At 57.1% G+C, this 18,491-nt stretch carries 14 protein-coding genes and 1 tRNA gene; 8 read left to right on the top strand and 7 right to left on the bottom strand.

All coding sequences use genetic code 11. The annotated features are described in order from the left end of the window. The first annotated feature begins 15 nt into the window (after positions 1-15). Positions 16-1,005, top strand: a complete 990-nt coding sequence (gene ispB / locus MRBLMU1_RS13495) for an octaprenyl diphosphate synthase (RefSeq protein WP_363502388.1) — start codon at positions 16-18, stop codon at positions 1,003-1,005. 157 nt (positions 1,006-1,162) lie between these two features. On the opposite strand, the gene arsC is transcribed toward ispB, so the two are convergent. Together arsC and MRBLMU1_RS13485 are read right to left on the bottom strand one after the other, a co-directional pair. Continuing rightward, positions 1,163-1,510 (bottom strand): arsenate reductase (glutaredoxin), encoded by a 348-nt coding sequence (arsC, locus tag MRBLMU1_RS13490; protein WP_363502108.1) that lies wholly within the window; start codon positions 1,508-1,510, stop codon positions 1,163-1,165. Between the two features lie 40 nt (positions 1,511-1,550). Then, entirely contained in the window at positions 1,551-3,893 is a 2,343-nt protein-coding gene (locus tag MRBLMU1_RS13485; protein WP_363502106.1) for a TonB-dependent receptor, read from the bottom strand. A gap of 289 nt (positions 3,894-4,182) precedes the next feature. Between MRBLMU1_RS13485 and MRBLMU1_RS13480 the strand changes: the two genes are divergently transcribed. Both MRBLMU1_RS13480 and MRBLMU1_RS13475 read left to right on the top strand, forming a co-directional pair. After that, entirely contained in the window at positions 4,183-5,532 is a 1,350-nt protein-coding gene (locus MRBLMU1_RS13480) for an MFS transporter (protein ID WP_363502104.1), read from the top strand. Positions 5,533-5,644: 112 nt separating this feature from the next. Then, a complete protein-coding gene (locus tag MRBLMU1_RS13475) occupies positions 5,645-7,570 on the top strand; it encodes a PQQ-binding-like beta-propeller repeat protein (protein ID WP_363502102.1) in 1,926 nt (641 codons plus the stop codon). Between the two features lie 6 nt (positions 7,571-7,576). Here MRBLMU1_RS13475 and MRBLMU1_RS13470 read toward each other — a convergent pair whose 3' ends face one another. Next, entirely contained in the window at positions 7,577-8,350 is a 774-nt protein-coding gene (locus MRBLMU1_RS13470; protein ID WP_363502100.1) for a CPBP family intramembrane glutamic endopeptidase, read from the bottom strand. A 275-nt stretch (positions 8,351-8,625) separates the two neighbouring features. Between MRBLMU1_RS13470 and MRBLMU1_RS13465 the strand changes: the two genes are divergently transcribed. The 3 genes from MRBLMU1_RS13465 (at position 8,626) to MRBLMU1_RS13455 (ending at position 12,114) form a co-directional block, all read left to right on the top strand. Then, a tRNA-Pro gene (locus MRBLMU1_RS13465) sits at positions 8,626-8,702 on the top strand. Between the two features lie 188 nt (positions 8,703-8,890). Next, complete coding sequence (locus MRBLMU1_RS13460; protein ID WP_363502098.1) at positions 8,891-10,396, top strand: site-specific integrase; 1,506 nt, start codon at positions 8,891-8,893, stop codon at positions 10,394-10,396. Between the two features lie 602 nt (positions 10,397-10,998). Then, complete coding sequence (locus MRBLMU1_RS13455; protein WP_363502096.1) at positions 10,999-12,114, top strand: PIN domain-containing protein; 1,116 nt, start codon at positions 10,999-11,001, stop codon at positions 12,112-12,114. A 230-nt stretch (positions 12,115-12,344) separates the two neighbouring features. Here the strand turns inward: MRBLMU1_RS13455 and MRBLMU1_RS13450 are convergent, their stop codons facing one another. Further along, on the bottom strand, positions 12,345-13,208 hold the full coding sequence (locus tag MRBLMU1_RS13450) for an HNH endonuclease (RefSeq protein WP_363502386.1): 864 nt from the start codon (positions 13,206-13,208) through the stop codon (positions 12,345-12,347). Between the two features lie 333 nt (positions 13,209-13,541). Beyond that, a complete protein-coding gene (locus tag MRBLMU1_RS13445) occupies positions 13,542-14,366 on the bottom strand; it encodes a hypothetical protein (protein ID WP_363502094.1) in 825 nt (274 codons plus the stop codon). A 647-nt stretch (positions 14,367-15,013) separates the two neighbouring features. Here MRBLMU1_RS13445 and MRBLMU1_RS13440 point away from each other — a divergent pair. Next, positions 15,014-16,321 carry a hypothetical protein gene (locus MRBLMU1_RS13440; protein WP_363502092.1) on the top strand — a complete coding sequence of 436 codons (1,308 nt, stop codon included), beginning with the start codon at positions 15,014-15,016 and terminating at the stop codon, positions 16,319-16,321. 85 nt (positions 16,322-16,406) lie between these two features. After that, positions 16,407-16,733, top strand: a complete 327-nt coding sequence (locus MRBLMU1_RS13435; protein ID WP_363502090.1) for a single-strand-binding protein/primosomal replication protein n — start codon at positions 16,407-16,409, stop codon at positions 16,731-16,733. Between the two features lie 89 nt (positions 16,734-16,822). Here the strand turns inward: MRBLMU1_RS13435 and MRBLMU1_RS13430 are convergent, their stop codons facing one another. Beyond that, positions 16,823-17,791 (bottom strand): hypothetical protein, encoded by a 969-nt coding sequence (locus tag MRBLMU1_RS13430; RefSeq protein ID WP_363502088.1) that lies wholly within the window; start codon positions 17,789-17,791, stop codon positions 16,823-16,825. Between the two features lie 374 nt (positions 17,792-18,165). After that, positions 18,166-18,489 (bottom strand): hypothetical protein, encoded by a 324-nt coding sequence (locus MRBLMU1_RS13425; protein WP_363502086.1) that lies wholly within the window; start codon positions 18,487-18,489, stop codon positions 18,166-18,168. Positions 18,490-18,491 lie beyond the last annotated feature (2 nt).

The raw sequence follows: 18,491 nt of genomic DNA, 5'->3' as shown, positions 1-18,491 counted from the left end.
CTGCACAGGTTCGTCTTGTCTGCCGCCACCCACACCGCAACACAAAACAATATCGCCCACTCGATCGCCGCCGACATGGACGCGGTCAACTCGGTGATCCGCCGCAAGCTGCATTCCGAGGTCAGCCTCGTCAATCAGATCGCTGAATACATCATCAGCGCCGGCGGCAAGCGCATCCGCCCGGTCCTGGTACTGCTGGTGGCGAACGCCTATTCCTACAAGGGCACCGGGCACCACGAGCTGGCCGCGGTGGTCGAATTCATCCACACCGCCACGCTGCTGCACGACGACGTCGTCGACGAATCGTCGCTGCGGCGCGGCCGCGCCACCGCCAACGCCCTATTCGGCAATGCCGCCTCGGTGCTGGTGGGCGACTTCCTGTACTCGCGCTCGTTCCAGATGATGGTCGGCCTGAACAACATGCGCGTCATGCAGATTTTGTCGGACGCCACCAACGTCATCGCCGAGGGCGAGGTGTTGCAGTTGCTCAACATGCACGACCCCGACGTCAACCAGGAGCGTTATCTGCAGGTGATCCGCTCCAAGACGGCCAAGCTGTTCGAAGCGGCGGCCGAACTGGGCGCCCTGATCGCCGGCGCCAACGACGCGCAAATCGCCGCCGCCGGCGAGTACGGCCGCTCGCTGGGCACGGCCTTCCAGCTGATCGACGACGTATTGGATTACGCCGGCGACGCCAGCGAAATCGGCAAGAACGTCGGCGACGACCTGCGCGAAGGCAAGCCGACCCTGCCGCTGATCTACCTGATGGAAAACGGCACGCCGGAGCAGCGCGAGCTGGTGCGCACCTGCATCGAGCAGGGCGACGAGCAGCACTTCGACACGATCCTGGCCGCCATCACCAGCAGCGGCGCGCTCGACTACACGCGCCAGCAAGCCGAGACGGCCGCCCGGCGCGCCGCCGAAGCGATCGCCGACCTGCCCGATAGCGTGTACAAGGAATCGCTGCTGCAGCTGGCCGACTTCTCGGTCAACCGCACGCATTGAACAGAGCCGCCGCCACGACCGGCGGCGTTGAAATCATCTAAACCACGTAGGGCGGATTAGGCGGAACGCCGTAATCCGCCATTTATGAGCCGCCGGCGAAGCATGCATTGGCGGATTACGCTACGCTAATCCGCCCTACGTGTCGCCGCGACGGAACCTAGAGCAGGTCTTGGACCAACTCCGACGGGCGGCACAAGCGCACACCCTTGTCCGTCACCACGAACGGCCGGTTGATCAGAATCGGATGCTCGATCATCGCATCGAGCAACGCATCGTCGGACAACGACGCATCGGCCAATCCCAACTCCACATACAAATCGCCCTTGTCGCGCATCGCCTGCCGCGCGGTCAGGCCGGCCTTGGCGATCATCGCCTTCAGCGCCGCGCGCGACGGCGGATTCTTGACGTAATCGACAATCTCCGGCTCGACACCGGCGGCGCGGATCGCCTCCAGCGTTTTGCGCGAGGTCCCGCAAGCGGTGTTGTGATAAATCGTGACGGTCATATGCTGCCCTTGAGCGTAAATTCAAAGGCAGCATTATCGCTTAAAACTTCGCCGCCAGACTGACACCGATCGCGCGCGGCATCAGGCGATAACCCTGCACGATCGACGCCACCTGCGGATGCTGGATCACCTTATCGTTGTCGAACGCGTTCTTGACGAACACGCTGACGTTGTAGCGGTCGAAGCCCATGCCGGCGCTGAAATCGGCCGTGTGATACGCCGGCCGCTCGTAATCCGTCAGCTCCGGATTGAGCGACCCCTTGCTCGATCCGACCCACTGCACGCCGCCCATGACAAACGCGCTGCGGTCGCCCAGCGCGAAGTTATAGCGCGCGTTGACCGCCGCGTTATATTTCGGCACGCCCTGGATCTGCGCCCCCGCCACCGCGCCGACCACGCCGTTCTGTATGCCTTGGTCGTTCGACAGCTCCGCCTTGACGTAGCCACCCGAAGCGCTCAGGGTCAACCCGGCGATCGGCTTGGCCTTGATATCGAATTCGAAGCCCTTGCTGGTGGCATCGCCCGCGTTGGCGTTGTAGGTGTACGCGCAGGTCGGCAGATAAACGCCCTGCTGGATGTTCTTCCATTTGATGTAGAAAACGTCGGCGTTGATCGTCAACCGGTTGTTGAGGAAGCGCGACTTGCTGCCCACCTCGTAATTCCACAGGCTGTCCGACGCGTAGTTCGGCGGTCCTTCGGTCAGGCCGTTCAACTCCAGATCCGGCCCGCAGGTGGTCGGCGGCACGAAGATGTTCGATCCCCCCAGGCGGAAGCCCTTCGACACGCTGGTGTACAAGGTGTGACGCGGATCGACTTCCCAGGTCAACGCATACTTCGGCGTGAACGCGGTCGACTTCAGGCTCGCGCCGCTGTTGTTGCCGGCGCCGGCCAGGTAGTTGCCGTTGCGCTGTTCCAGATTCGAGCTGGCGCGCAGATAGCGCGCGCCCACCGTGGCGTGCACCGCCGGCGTGAAGTAGTAATTGACCTCGCCGAACAACGACGATTGCTTCTCCGTGTAGTGGAAGGCGCCGGCGAACGAGTTATCGTTCGGGAAGGAGCCGGGCCGCACGTCCGGCAGCAGCTCCGGATCGTAGATGTCGAAGCCGAACTGCTTGAAGGTGTCGGTCACGCCGAAGATCGGATCGTTCTCGGTGATGTTGGTGTGCTGGCGCGAGAAGTAGGTGCCGGCCAGCCAGGTCCACGGCGACACCGCCGCGTCGTACGGACGCGAAGCCAGGCGGAACTCCTGCGACACCTGCCGCACCTGGTTGTTCAGATACACGGCGGACGGCAGCGCCGCGATCGCGTCGATCAGCTCCGGCGGCGCCTTGCCGCCATCGTCGGTCGAGGTCAGGAAGGTCGACAGCGAATAGCTGTTATAGGCCGAACCGTTCTGCGTGCGGTCGAACTTGCGCGAGAAGTAGCTGGTGGCCGACGTCAGATCGACCGCGCCCAGATCCCAGTTGACGGTCACGCTGGGCGTGAACAGCTTGTCGATGGACGGTTCGCGCACCTGCTTCTGCGCCTGATAGTTCGGCAGCTCGATGTTGAAGGCGGAGATGTCCTTCGCATCCAGCCGCTGGTAGTAGATCGACGGCGTGATCGTCAGCGCGCGCGTCGGCTTCCACTTCAGCGCCATGCGCAGTTCCTGGTCGCTGATCTTGTTGATGTCCTTGGCCAGCACGCCGCCCTCGCCGTCCACCTGGTTGATGTAGCCGCCCGTGTGCTGCGCCTGAACGCCGATGCGCAGCGCCAGTTCGTCGGCGATCAGCGGGATGTTGCCGACCACGTTGGCTGAGTAGCTCGGGCTGCCGTCCTTGGTATGCGAATACTCGGTGTAGGTGGTGAACTCGCGCTCCTTCAGATCAGGTTCGTTCGGCACGAACTTGATGGTGCCGCCCATCGAGCTGGCGCCGTACAAGGTCACCTGCGGGCCGCGCAGCACCTCCACCCGGTCGATGTCGAAGAACCTCGGCTCGACGTTCCCCATCGTGTAGACGTTGCCGACGGTGACGGGCGTATCGCCCAGATAAACGCCGACCGTCGCCGCGCCGGCCGTGGAGCTGATGCCGCGAATCTCGATGTTGGACGTGCCCGGGCCGGCGCCGCCATTGCCGCTGGCGGCGGTGAAGGAGATGTTCGGCACCACGCGCGTCAGGTCGGTGATGTCGCGGATATGCTCTTCCTGCAGCTGCTTGCCGGTGACGGCCGAAATACTCATCGCCACCTTGGCCGGATCTTCCTTGCGCTTTTGCGCGGTGACGGTGACCACCTCGATTTCGTCGGACGGCTTGACCGGAACCTGCTGCGCCACCACGGGGCCGGCCAGCGCGGCCAAGGCGGCGGCGACGGAACTGCACATTATTTTCTGAGTGATCTTCATGCCTGCGCTTCTCCAGTCAGTAGGGGCGTGCCCCAGAATGATGCATTTTTATATATTAACCATCTTGTAATTTTTAACAAGCAAGAAACCTGCCAAAATCGTCAACGTTGGAATCCAGCCACAGATCAGCGATGGATCGCGCGCGGCGGGAAAATACGATCATTCATCAATGGAATACCTTTGAGGTATGGGGCGGATACTCAATCGGTGTTGGACGCGTGGGGGGATGCTGTCTAATCTGAAGTCACTCAGCAATAACAACGTGATAACAGAGAAAGAGACAAACCGCATGCGACACATAGACGTCCACAAACTATCCGACGACGCCACCTTCAACCGCTTCCACAGGAGCGTGTTGTTCTGGTGCGCGCTGATCATCATCTGCGACGGCTACGACCTCGCGGTGGCCGGCATCGCCCTGCCCTCGATCATGAAGGGCATGGGCGTGACGGCGCAAAACGCCGGCTTCATGGTCAGCTCCGCCCTGTTCGGCATGATGTTCGGCGCGATCTTCCTCGGCACCATTGCCGACAAGATCGGCCGCCGCAAGGCCATCGCCATCTGCATCGCCCTGTTCAGCGTCTTCACGGCGGCGGCGGGCTTGACCAGCGACCCGTACACCTTCAGCGCGATGCGCTTCCTCGCCGGCCTTGGCATCGGCGGCGTGATGCCCAACGTGGTCGCGCAGATGACCGAATACTCGCCGAGGAAGATCCGCGCGACGATGGTCACCCTGATGTTCAGCGGCTACGCCGTCGGCGGCATGCTCGCCGCCATGCTGGGCAAAGGCCTGTTGGAAAGCTACGGCTGGCAGTCGGTGTTCCTCGCCGCCGGGCTGCCGGTGCTGCTGATCCCGTTCATCATGAAAAGCCTGCCCGAATCGATGCCCTTCCTGATCCGCGAGCAGCGGCTGGACGAGCTCAAAGCCATCGTCGCGCGCATGTCGCCCGGCTACCGCGCCGACGCCGGCGACCGCTTCGCCCTGCCCGTCAAGGATCAAGCGGGCGGCGCGCCGATCGGCAAGCTGTTCCAGGAAGGACGCGGCTTCAGCACGGTGATGTTCTGGGTCGCTTTCTTCATGTGCCTGTTCATGGTGTACGCGCTCAGCTCGTGGCTGACCAAGCTGATGGCCGGCGCCGGCTACAGCCTCGGCTCGGCGCTGACGTTCGTGCTGGTGCTGAACTTCGGCGCGGTGATCGGCGCCGTCGGCGGCGGCTGGCTGGCCGACCGCTTCCACATCAAATATGTGCTGATCGGGATGTACGCGCTGGCGGCGGTGTCGATCACCCTGCTCGGTTACAAGGTGCCGACCGGGGTGCTGTTCGTGCTGGTGGGCCTGGCCGGCGCCTCGACCATCGGCACGCAGATCGTCACCTACGCCTACGCGGGGCAGTTCTACCCGATGGCGATCCGCTCGACCGGCATCGGCTGGGCGTCGGGCGTGGGCCGCAGCGGCGCCATCCTGGCGCCGATCGCCATCGGCACCCTGGTCGGCATGGCGCTGCCGCTGGAGCAGAACTTCATGGCCATCGCGATCCCTGCGGTGATCGCGGTGCTGGCGGTGTCCTTGATCAGCCACGGCCGCTCGGCGTCGGCGGCCAAGGTGGCTGCGGCGGCAACAGCGGCCGCGACCAGCTAAAAAACACAATGCCATCAAGTTGCGGCTGCCCTGATAACCAAAGAAAATTTCCAGTGAAATCCAGCAACCTGTACAATGTACAACTTGCCAACTTTTTACTGTATGGATTTTCATGAAAGCACGATTTGGCGGCCTGATGGCCAGCGTATTCGCATTAAGCTTGGCCGCCTGCGGCGGTGGTGGTTCTGGTGACGGCAGCTCGGCCACCCCGCAAAACAACCCGGCGGGAAATTGGCTCACCTTCGATCCAGCAACGCCCAGCGCGACGCAGTATCAGGGCGAAAGCACAAACGTGGTGCTGACCGCAAAGGCCAGCCGTACTTTTACCGCACCATTCAATGTGGCCATCATTGATTCCACTGGCGTGATATCCACCGACGTGCAGATATCGGCCCTATCGCCAACGGAATATCGTGCGACTCTGCGCACCTCCAGCGCCCTGGCTGCCGGGGAACATTCCACCACGCTTGAAGTTCGCCTCTGCGAAGACACGCCGACTACCTGCGCCAAGCCACTCCCGGGTTCGCCATGGCGCGTTCCCCTGAAGGTCCAGGTAAAGTCAGCGGCGGACGCTAAAGCGCGCCTCACCCTGGCGACACCCAGCGCGAGCGTAACGACTTATCCGGAAGAGTCGGCCGTTTTTTCCATCGGGGCTCAACTCAACAAGGAGCTGATGTCGCAGGTCGTCAATATCGGGGTGTTTGATCCATCCAGCATGACGATAGCCGCGCCCGGTCAGCTGACGACCGCGTCGGACGGGCGTTATGTCTTCGAATTGTCGACAGCGACCAGCAACGCGCTTGCGGTCGGTACCCATAGTAGCAACCTGGAGCTGCGCCTGTGTCAGGATGACGTGCGCGTTTGCAGGCAGCCGCTCGCCGGCTCACCGTGGATCGTGCCGCTGTCGATAAAAGTACTGTCGCCGACCAACCTGACTGCGCTCAAGGCCGTCGACGGCTTGGGCGCTTGGTCGACTTACCAGGGCAATGCGGCGCACACGGGTTATGTGGCGGCGAGTTTCGATCCGACCGTGTTTTCGCGCCGCTGGAAAGTGGCAGGCCAAAACACTTACACCGGCAATTTCGCCTCCACAGCCATCGACAATGGACGCGCGTTTTTCGTTCGCCGCGCCACGGGCGGCCGCTTTGAGCTCGTCGCCATTTCTGAAGACAACGGCGAACAGGCATGGAAAGTAGACCTTGGAACCTTGAACCAGGTTAATCCGCCTGCTGCGGCGAATGGCCGCGTGTATCTCACATCGACTGGCCACTCGGATACGTTCTTCTGGGTCTATGACCAAGTCAGCGGCAAGCTGCTCAGGCAAGAAAGCATGAGTTCTCAATGGCCAAGCTATTCCGCGCCTACGGTGCTGGGCACGGATGTGTATACCATCAATGGCTACTACGGCGGCATCTCCAAGTATGGCGACACCGAAGGCAAGTTCAGCTGGAATGGCGCGGCGACCGCCTATGAAGGCTGGAGCCCGAGCACGGATGGCCGTTTCGTCTACGCGTACAGTACGCCAGACGAAATCCTCACGGTGTTCGACGCCGCCAACGGCAATCTGGCTTACTCGATCGGCGACCCTTACCCGTACAGCACGTACTTTGTCGCCAGTGCCGTCGTCCTGACCGACACGCAGCAAGCGATCGTCGGCGGCGGTAGCCTGACGGCCTTCGACCTCAATGGCCATAAGCGCTCGTGGATCCTGAACTCCGGCTCGACTGGCACCCCGGCCTATGGCAACGGGACCATCTATGCGCTCGGCGCGAACGGGCGGTCACTCGAGGCGCGCGCTCCGGCAACTGGCAATCTGCTGTGGACCGTCTCTCTTCTGGAAGGCGGCACTTACACCAACGTCATCGTGACACGCAACCTTGCCTTTGTCAGCTCGGATTCCAGCACCCAGGCCATCGATCTCGCAGCGCAAAAGGTCGTCTGGACCTATCCGATGGGTGGCAGTTTGGCCATTTCGGCAAGCGGCGTGTTATATGTACTGAATGCGTCCGGCGCGCTTGCTGCCGTCAACTTGCGCTAAGGCCGGTCAATCCGCAGGCGCGAGCATGACAGGCGCGCCGGGGCCGCGCATGCCGCGCAGCAGAAACAGTCCGTAAAGGCACAGCGGCAGCACGGCGATCAGCGCGGCGTACGGCAGCACCGACGTTTCGCCCTGCGCCGTGGCCGACAGCACCGACGTCACCAGCGCGAAATCCCACAGGCCGTGCACGACGACCATCGGCCACACCGACCGGGTGCGCAAACGGATCGCCGCGTACGCCACACCCTGCAACCCGGCGGCCAGCGCTTGCCACAACGCCGCCGCGAAATCGCCGGTGGCCAGGCCGTTGGCCGCGTGGACCACGCCGAAAATCGCGGAGGACGCCAGCACCGCCGGCCACACCGCATACCGGTCCAGCAATCCTTGCAACAGGACGGCGCGAAACATCAACTCCTCCGACAGCGCCACCAGCGCGCTATTGCAGGCCACGACCAGCACCACCGCGCGCGGCGGCAAGTCGCCGGCCCAGGCGATGAACAGCATCAGCAGCGTGTACAGCAGCGGCAACCAGGCCAGCCGGATCGAGTTGAGCGGCGCCGGCGCGCCCAGGCCGGCGCCGCGCCGGTCGACCGACGCCAGCGCCAGCGCCGCCGCGAACAACGCTGCCAGCGCCCATGGCCAGCCGATGGCGCCGCCGGCCGACTCTGCCAGCGATTGCGGCCTGCCGCCGGACGCCAGCCAGCCGCCGCCCAGGGTCAGCGCCAGCCAGACGGCCAGCGCGCCCAGCGCCACCGGCAACGTGATAGATAGTTTTTTCATTGGCTGCGCATCGCGCTCCCTGTACTGGATAACTGAATAATACAGGAAGGAAGTGTTTTATTCGCAACATCTTGCATCAAGCACGCGACCAATTGCCGCACCCGGCTGCCGCTCTCGGGCGGCGCCAGGCCGTGACACGATCGGAGCCACCGGCGGCCTGCGGCTCATCGTATCGGCCAAGTCGTATTTAACGCTTCCGGATAACAAGCTGCAGCGATGCCGATGACACGAGGTTGAAGACCGCCTGAAAATCTGCTGTAATAACACCATCGAGTCGGGGTGTGGCTCAGCCCGGTAGAGCGCTGCGTTCGGGACGTAGAGACCGCGAGTTCAACACCCGCCTCCCCGACCAGAATGCCCTTATTTTATAAGGAAAAATTCTGGACGGAGTTGCTGAGGTGCATTAAAATGCACTCGTGAATACCAAACGTGTGCCAATGCACCCGAAGTTTAGGTATTCAGCTCATCCGCGTATCAGAGCGGGCACGGTCGCAAATCGTGATTTCCAACTTGTTTAACCACAATAGGGAATTCACGTCCATGTCAAACATCGAAAACCGTAGCCGCTTCACCATCTCAGTAAAACACCGCGCCAACCTCTACCGCGAATTCCGCTTTAATAACAAAGCGGAATTGAAGCAGTACGCAGCCGAACTTCGTGCACAGGGGTTCAAGCCGATAGCTGGTCAGCTCGAGGACGCGTTCCTCGTGCGCATCCGCGAAAAAGGCCACCCTACATTTCAACAAACGTTTTCGTCGTTCGCCGAAGCGGAAACCGCTTTGCACCGCATTCAGGCGGAACGCAAGAACGGTCTGTTCGCCGACTACACAAAATCTCACCGGATTACGTTCGAAGACCTTCTCAAACGTTATATGAAGGAGGAAGGTCCACGCAAAAAGGGCTGGCACAAAGTGGAAAAGTACAAATTCCAGGGCTGGCTCGCGGACCTGAATGCGGGGGTTGCGGTCCCGATTCGTGACGGCGCAAACTCGGCACCGTCGAAGGCACGCAACGCCAACGTCATGCGCAAACCAACCACGTCCATCGAATGGATGCGGAAGCCTTTCGCGTCCATCCAAACCGAGGATATCGAGAGCTACGTGGCGGAGCGCCTTGAAGAAGTGGCGCCTGCTACTATCGACCGCGAAATAGACGTCTTGCGCTCGGTGTTTACTGTGGCGACGAAAATCTGGAAGTTTCGACTTTCCGAAAACCCGATGGATGCGGTTCGCCGCCCAAAATACTTCAACGAGCGTGACCGTCGCCTGAAACCGCAGGAGGAAGCCGCACTAGTGGCATCCGCACAAGAGGAAGACGCGCGTCGCTCTATCGGCCTCCGTTTGGAAGAACTTGTGGCACACGAGCGCATCGCGGCCGCATCGCTGAATACCGTGTACGCCCGGAAGAGTCACATGAAGGAAGCGCTCAATACGGCGCGCAGCCAGGCGGAATTAGATTACACGCACATCCCTCTCTTCGAGACCTTCATCCAATTCCAGGTGATGACTGCTGCACGACGTGGCGAGGCCCTAGCGCTTAAATGGTCAGACGTTGACTTCGATGCACGCTCTGCGTATCTGGCAGAGACCAAAAACGGCCGTCCACGTTCACTCGCTCTGCGGGCGCGATTGGTGGAGATGTTGAAGGACCTGCCGAAAGCAGCAGACCAAGTTTTTGGGCTGTCAGAAGATGCGCTGCGCAAAGCATGGGCGCGTATTGTGGCACGCGCAGGAATTGAGGACCTGCATATCCACGACCTGCGTCATGAAGCGATTACCCGCGTGGCAGAGACAACCAAGTTCTCGCTCATCGACCTCCAGAAGTTCAGTGGGCATCGAGACGTAAGGATGCTCCTCCGATATGCGCATTTGTGCACTACACATATGGCTCATAAGTTGGATGAGGCGTTTGCCCACGAGGACAAGGCCGCGACCCATCGCGGGCGCCGCCGCCTCAAGGCTGGTACTGGCCTTTCGGTAGCCGAGGTGGTCAATGCTGCCCCGACATCGAACGTAATACAGCTATTCAGCAAAAATGCAGCCTAACGACACTTTTTCCTAGGGCGAGAGCGGGGTAGGACGCAGGCGAAGTTTTGGCTTGCCAATTTTATCCCGCACCCGTTGCGTGCGGTTGCTCGAAAACATAAAACCTTTCGATGGACATGCACCGCCGTGAAAAAATATTTTTCATAAAAGTCTAAAAATTTCGAGAGGGCGTATCTACAATCATTATCGGGATGGGGGGAATATGAAAAAACCACCGCGACCGATGAAGTAAGCGCTAGCGGGGTACTCAAAGCGCAAACCTGGGCGGATTGCTAGAGGGTGAGTGGGGGAGCATGCAGGTCTCCAAAGTCTAGCTGAGTGTCGGCACTGCATTGCCCGACATGCCATGGCACATGCCCTCTGGCCTCCCGCGTCCCCCTATGGGGGGCGTCCGCCTTTAGAAAAGGCTATCAAATAAAAAAATAAACTGTCTTAAGGTAAGACGGATAATGCATTGCCAATGCCGTTGCTGTGGAAGTCGTTCAGTCCACGAGGACCATGACGCGAACGACGCTAGCCTGGCAGGCTTTCCGCAAGTGAGATGATACGCTACCCCCTACTAAACCTGCTACACCACGTCCGTCAAGATACTGGAGAACTCAATGCCAAACGATGCACCACTTCTAAGCAAGCTTTTCTTTCTCGATACGCAGACGTACATGGCAAGGAATTTCCAGTTCGATGTGGGCGTTTTGGGTCGACTGAAGGAGCATCTTGAGGTAGACGACTGCCACCTACTAATAACGGACGTGAACGTCAGAGAGGTGCGGCGCCACCTACAGAGAAAATCCATCGAAGCGGTGGAGGCCATGAGCCGCGCTAAGAAAGAAGCCATGATTCTTAGGAATCTGCCGGATTCGCCGTGGCATAGCATCTTCGAAAAAATCACTAGTGACGAGGTGTTTACCGGTTTGGATGAAAAATTTTCAGCGTTTTTAGACAGTCCAAGGGTTGAGGTGGTGAAGACTAGCAATGTAAGCGTTGATGCTGTGTTCGACGCCTATTTCAACGAGAAGCCACCTTTCGCTACCTCAGGAAAAAAATCCGAATTCCCCGACGCTTTTGTTCTGCTTGCGGTCGAGGCTATAAGCAAACATCGCGGGCACAAGCTCTATGTCGTAAGCGAGGATAGAGACGTCAAATCCTTCTGTGCTGGGCATGAAAACCTAATATCGGTTGGAAGGCTGGAGGAGCTTCTTGACCTAGTCCTCAAGAACAGCGCCCTCCTAGCAGAACCTGCGAAGTTTGCAGAAGAAACCTACAAAAAATTCGAAGAGGCTATACATTTAGATATCCAGAAAAAGCTTGATGATGCTGAGTTCGAAATGGAATTCGATGACACATATCCTGAGGCAGAAGTGGTCAGCTTCAATACTGAAAAAGTGGACTACCTGGGTACTAATATCACGGAGGTTTCGGCGGCGCACGCAGTCTTCGAGGTATCTGTTCGAATAACGGCGGTCGTGGAGCTTTCATTTCCAGACTATGACCGTTCGCCATGGGACCCAGAGGATAAGGAGTACCCGTTCGTGCTGCACAATCGGCTGGCTAATCGATACGTGACTAATGGCATCGCTACTGTCTCTTTTAGCTTCGAAGACGGCCTTGCGGCAAATGCCGAAATAGATTGGTTAGATATAGAAGGGCTACTCGACTTCTCTCATGCCACGGTTGAGCGGATATCATACCGCGAACTCGACCTCAGTGATGACGACTAGGCATACGCATCATCGACTTTGGCGTGCTACACTAAATCGGGACAGCTCAATTCCCGGAAGTGCCCCTTGCGATGCAGGCCGCCTTAGCGGAGTATTGGTTTTACCAGGTATCGGTGAAATCTTCGCCAGTTTATTACGGAGCCTGGTGCGGCAGCACCTGTGAACTCGATGAACCTGCTTTAAAATTAGCCTTGAAGGTAATCTCAGCTAGACAACTGTACGTCTCTTCACTAGTCCAATGCGCCGCGAAACACATTTCGCCGATGGTATCTCATATATTCTTCTTGCTCGCTACTGAGCGCCACGCTAGAGACTGGCGTGAGCGACCATTCGCGCATAGTCACGACTCCGTCGCTAGCGACGATGACCTCACCGTTCCGTTTGAAAGTGAAATATCCCCTATCGAACAAGAAGTCCGCGTGGGGTGAAAGCAGCAGGCCATTGTGGCCATCAAGTCGTTCTTTGTTACAGCACTTAGCCCACGGTTTTATATGGCTGGCAATTAGAAAACGAATATCGGCCACGCCCGTCAGCCTGCAACGCGCTTCAACCTGGGCGACTCTTGCCTTGAAAACTCCTTGGCCAATACGCGATTTAGTCAACATAACCTTTTCCGTTAGCGTCAACTCAGAAGATAGAATCGCTTCTTCGGCAGCTCGCTCCTCCAATTCACGTTGCGCCAGCGACCCGAGGTAATCATCCAAATACCAAGTCCTGAGGTACTCGTATTCGACCGAGATGTTGCCAACACCTGGGCAAGTTGGGCCGTCTTTTCCTTCACCGTCGAATCGTGCGTCAGCAGATTGGTAGAGACGGTAGCCGCCGCCTTCAGCTGACGGATGAGCGCCGTCAGATGTTTTGAAAAGGTATCGGTTACGACTACCGCCTCGCGACGGCGATTGCTTATCAAGATTTCTGTCCTTCCAAGCAACCAAGTGCGCCATGAGTGCTGCCGAGACATCAGTCCCAAACAGACTTTGTACACGTTGGCGAATCTCAGTTGCAGCAACTAGTCTGTTAGCATTAATGTTGGGGAAAAGGAGGCTCGCAGTTGCAACCCAAATCTTGTCCATGTTGGTCGTAGAACGCTGCATCACGGCTTTCTCACTTCGTTGGTTAGCATCTTTGTGTCACGCGCATATTGTGAATTGCCTCAAGTATGTCAGCCGCGAGACTGCCTCTCGGAGTATTGCTTCTCGTAGGTTGCCGGAAACAGCTGTCGCTAAAGCTGTGTGGGCGTTCGGATTGTAGAACATCTCGCTGTGTTCGAAGAAATCCCGCTTGACCTGCTCATAGGCGGGATAGTGTTTACGGAACTTGTGGTGATTCACAACTTCCTAGCGGATGCTGCCGGTCGCTAAGCAGACGCTTTGTGTCGGGGAGGTTTCAGCTAGCACATCTTAGTGTAGGTTAGAATTCGAAACCGGTCACCCGCTGCGCTTTTGCACATAACGCTTCTTTTGCATTGCCACTTGCAATTCGTCGCGCGCTTTACCTGTAACCTGCCACCCCTTGTACATCAAATTCTCCTTAGCATTTCCTTTCGCTACGCTGGGAAACTTGGTGTCGGAAACGTGTTGCGCAATCTTTGATGTTGCAGTTGCCATCGCCCCAAGCAATTGGCTGACTGGCCTAACGGAGTCCCCGTGAAATGCCCCTGCTCGAATCGCCATGTCGACGCAAAGGTGCATGATTTTTGCAACGCGGTCGAAATCAAGTTCGGGGCTCATTGTCTGAAGCGAATCCGCCGCCTCAAGCATGACTTCAATTGCGCGCTCGAGTCGCCAGTTGGGGTCGATGGCGTGACGCGTGACAGCTTCACGTGCCTGAACTTCCAAAGCGGTTCGTCTCGCTTGCTCTTCGCGGGCGGGAATTATCGCGACGTTCATGACTCGCTCAAGCTCCTCTTCCGTGAGACTTCCTTTGACCTCTTCCGGCACCTCAGTCGCACTAGCTGGAAATTTGTGGGCCAGGCTCAGCGTCGTCCGCCCCCCAACTTTACTTATCTCATCGTACCGGTGGTAGCTCGATTTCAATAGATGAATCCAGTTGCCACGTTTTCGTACCTGCATTTTTCCCCCTTCGATGTTTAAAGACACGTATAGCAACTGCCGAAAGCCAGTCTTGCGCCATGCGTCGATTAGACAGTCGACATAAGTGTTGGCGTGACCATAGAGGGCACCCTCACCATCGCATAGCACGCATGCGAAGCACACATAGGTCCTGCCTGATGGCGCCAGACGTTCGCTCACGAAGGGTGCAGCAGGAGGCGCTGCACGACGTTCAGGAGTGTGCATAGTGCGCAGGTTTGCCGCGTGTATGGGTCGCTGCTGCCTACCGAGTCAGGTTCAAGAGGGATGAGTTGCTCGCGGTTGGGGACGGCTGAGGCGGGGCGCAACCCCGCCGACGCGGATGCCATGCCGCATTGATTTCACTCGAGCACGCGTGCGAGGCAATTGGCGCGGGGCCACGAATTGCGACGAGAGCACATTTGCTATCGCGATTTGGGGTAGCCAAGAAGAGAGGCATGTGGGGGAACGGCTGCGTGCCGACGAACCCATGAAAGAACAGTGGCATAGCCAGAACATTAGGGGTCGTTGGCGGGGTTGCGCCCCGGCGAAGCCGGACGGAGAGCACATTCGCTTCGGTGAACGTAGCGACGAATACAGAGATGGAGCTCGCCCAAGCGAGCTAGGTGGGATAAGGGGAAAGTACAGTTGCCCCCGGCCCGCATCACGCCGTACATCTATGCATTGGACGCACAAACTACATGCCGCGCCTGTCCCCCTAGGGTCACTTTCCATTGGAGGCACAGTTGCTATACGACGAAACGGACGAATCGCGCGGGAGGAACCGGCGGGTCGCCCTCTCTCGAATACATTTTGCGACGAAAGGCTTGATGAAACACCCAACCTTGAACACGAGCACCACTACGAAAGACCACTTCCCCACACGCGCGCAATTGATGCTCACTGCAAAGCGCAATCCTGCAAAGCAGAATATTGCGCACGCGGACACTCAGGTGGGCGCTTACAGCGGCACATCGGTCAATGCGGTTGTAGACAGTTCTGCGCCAGCAAGCCACTCCAAACTGAAAATGGATGGTACGTCGCGCACATGCCGCAGCAAGACAAGGGTCGATGCAGCCTCGCCTACCAACAAGAAGCCTTCCAAACCCTTGGACGTAGTCGAGCGAACAGCCATCGAGACCCTAAGGTGCTTCGAGCGCTTTCGCATTATTAGAACATTGGATGTCGCGACAAACTGTTTCGCCGAGCGCCCATATACAGCGGCGCAGAAGGCCGCAAGGCGGTCCCTCACATTGCTTTTGAGACGTGGTGCGATTAAAAAATTCTTGAGTGAACATCATCAGACGTTCTATGCGATGACAAGTATTGGCGCTGCATGTCTCAGGTCAACGGGACTTCAAGCAACGTCGTCCATCGGAAGGGCCTCGGCACTCACAAATCCGACCCATACTCTGTGGATTAATTTTGTGACGCTAAGCTTCGAAGCTAGAGGAATCCAAGCATTTACCGAAAGCGAGATTATGCGAATGCTCAGTGCCGGAAAAGGAAGCGTGACTAAATACCAGAGTCGAGGTGTGCTTGAGGTCACCCCATCGCCGAAGCGAGGAAGTGACGCAGACCTAAAGCTGAGGAGCAAAAAGGTTACCCTGCTGCCCGATGCGATAGCGACAGAAGATGATGGACTTACTTGGATTGAGGTCGACACAAGTGAGCGCGGCTCATCGAGAATGGCAAGGCTAGTGGGGCTCCTGCACAAGATGGGAAAGGTGCTCAGCACAATCGCGAGTGCGCATTGCATCCCACTGGAACAAGCAGGTTTGAAGCGCATCTCGATTCATTTTTCCGACTCGGGTTACCTAAAGCGGATGCATGCCAAATTGATGGATTTAGTAGATGTCACGAAGGACAACGTTCTAACGGAAAGCGCGAACAACATTAGACTGGTGCGGGTCGAAGACGACATTTTCGAGGTATATCGGGCTGGCGATACGCCCACCGGACAAGCCGATTTCTGTATGGGCCACGTCGTACTTCAAATGCTCCCTATCGGCCTCCCAGCGTTCAAATCGAACATGCCCGATAGGTCGCATCATCGCCAGTGGTTCGAAGGTAACCATCTTCCATATCGACGCCCATCCGACTTAGGGCCTTGGCCACATCCGCGCACGGCCCTCTGAGGGAACATGAGTCCACTCAAAATGTTGCTATACGTTTTAGGAGCGCAATTTTGCAGGCTCCTCTTTCTAGAAAAAGGACATAACAATGCAAGCATTTGGAAATGTGGCCACCGCGCCTGAACGTAAGGTCGGCAAAGTCAGCGGAAAAGGATATTTCGAATTCAGAATGTGTGAAAGCCAGCGTGGCAAAGATGATGCGCCAACATGGTACACCGTCCGAATTATGAAGGACGAAGACCCTGTACTCTCGAAGGGCGATTTCGTTAAAGTGACAGGAAAACTGAAGGCTGACTTTTACACCTCTAGGGAAGGAAAACCCACCGGCACTCTACTCATCATCGCATTCGAAGCGGCGAAGATTGCAAAACAGGGGGCCGAGCCGGAAGCTGAGAAAGCGATAGCAAAGAATTAATTATTTGGCCATCCTCACTGAGGATGGCTTTTCGGTGGGGGCAGAAGAACGCCGATGGCCCACCAAAAGTTCCGGCACACCAAGCGGCGTTAAGGTTCGCCGATAAATGGAAGCCGTACTACTGGTCTGATGCCGAAAGACCAACTTTCCTTACTCATCTCGAACTTAACTAGAATACAGTTGGGGTTATCCGCGATGACGTGGTCGAGCACCTTGGCGTGCTTTTCCTTGCTGGTACGATTGATTGTCGTGTCCCATGACGCAATTGTCCCAGCAATATAATCAGGCAACCTAACTAACGGGTCATACCACAGGTTCTTGCCTATCGTCTTGGTATCAGTGTAACCAATCTTGGGGATTCGCCATTCTGGTAGCTCGGCGAGACATAGGCCCCAATGGTTCAGTTCAAATATGTCAACATAGATACCCCCAAATGCATCATGAATCTTATCGCGGTCAGGCAACCAAACAATTGCGCGACAGAGAGCTTCTCTTGTGACGTAGTAAGCCACTATCGAAGCCAGCATGGATGTCAACAACATACGATAGAACAGCTTGAAACTTGCAGAGCGCTTTCCCAGTTCTCTTGCAAGTCCTTGAAAACGTTTAATCTGTTCTGCGAATTTTTCTCGACCCTCTGGTTGGTTCGCATGCCAACTTTTTATCATCTCAATAATGAGGTCGATGTTTTGCAAACTCACGCTCCGCTTGTCGAAAGTCGGGGAATACAAAAAGCCCGAAATGTCGTCCAGAGTAAAAGCAATGTGGAAGAATCGTGGGTCGTTGAGAGCGTTGCGGCTCGGCGTAGATAAGCTTGATGTTTTTTTTATATCTGTTGGAATTAATCGGTCAAGCGCAGCCATTGATTCCGAGGAAACAGCGTGCCAGGGTGCAATGGTGAAAGCAATCACATCGTTCGGTTTGCCCACATCGTCGATGCAATAGTCGCTTATCAGCACAAACTCATGTGTACCAAGATGGCGCCCGATGTATTGCCGAAAATTCGTTGTGAACGTTTGGTCGAGGGTAACTCGTAAGCTTTTGAAGATTTCTTCCATTGGGTCTCTAGAAAGTGTGTAGTACTGCTCATTTTCAGCACAAACGGACTCATACTTTGGGGTGTGGCTCAACTTCCTCGCTAACGCAGCCCACTTCGTCCCCTCAACATTCCATGGCAAGGCGGGTTGCTTCCGAACTTGTCTTCGAACTCCGTTTTTTCAGTAGAGAGTTTGAAGCAAGTCAAAGTGACGACGCTTACCATGAAATAAAAGATACCCAAGAAAATGATAAAAGGCTTGTCGATAATCACCCAAGTGTGCTTTTTGCCAGGTCCCCCGCGTGATGGACTCTTCGGTTCACACAAGCTCGCCTTCTAGATGCCATCAGCGAGTCACCGGCAAAAACCGCCTTCGCAGGCGGGCAATGCGAATTTTTATTCAGGAATAGTGACCAAAACGGACGAAAAATCTACACCTCGCTCCTTCCACTTCGCCGTCGCCTCAGCAACGAGCTCTGGATTAATCGGTGTCATGGCATCGAGTTGGACATCGACTGCCTTCAGTACGTTTTCCAGGTTCTGCTCGGCCTTGAAATCGCCTCCAGAATTGAGTTTCTGTACTAAGGCTTCGCTGACCGCTGCTTGGATTTTTACATATTGGGCTACACGAACATCCTGACCAGAAAGCAGGTTGCCTGCGATGTCTTTGTTCAGGCTGTGTATTATGCGTACTGCGGAAACGACGAGTTTGTTGCTCAAGA

Origin of the sequence: Burkholderia sp. LMU1-1-1.1, from assembly GCF_040675865.1 — a bacterium.
GTDB lineage: Bacteria > Pseudomonadota > Gammaproteobacteria > Burkholderiales > Burkholderiaceae_D > Rugamonas.
The sequence above is the reverse complement of the archived record's forward strand: the minus strand, read 5'-3'. Positions and strand labels throughout refer to the sequence as shown.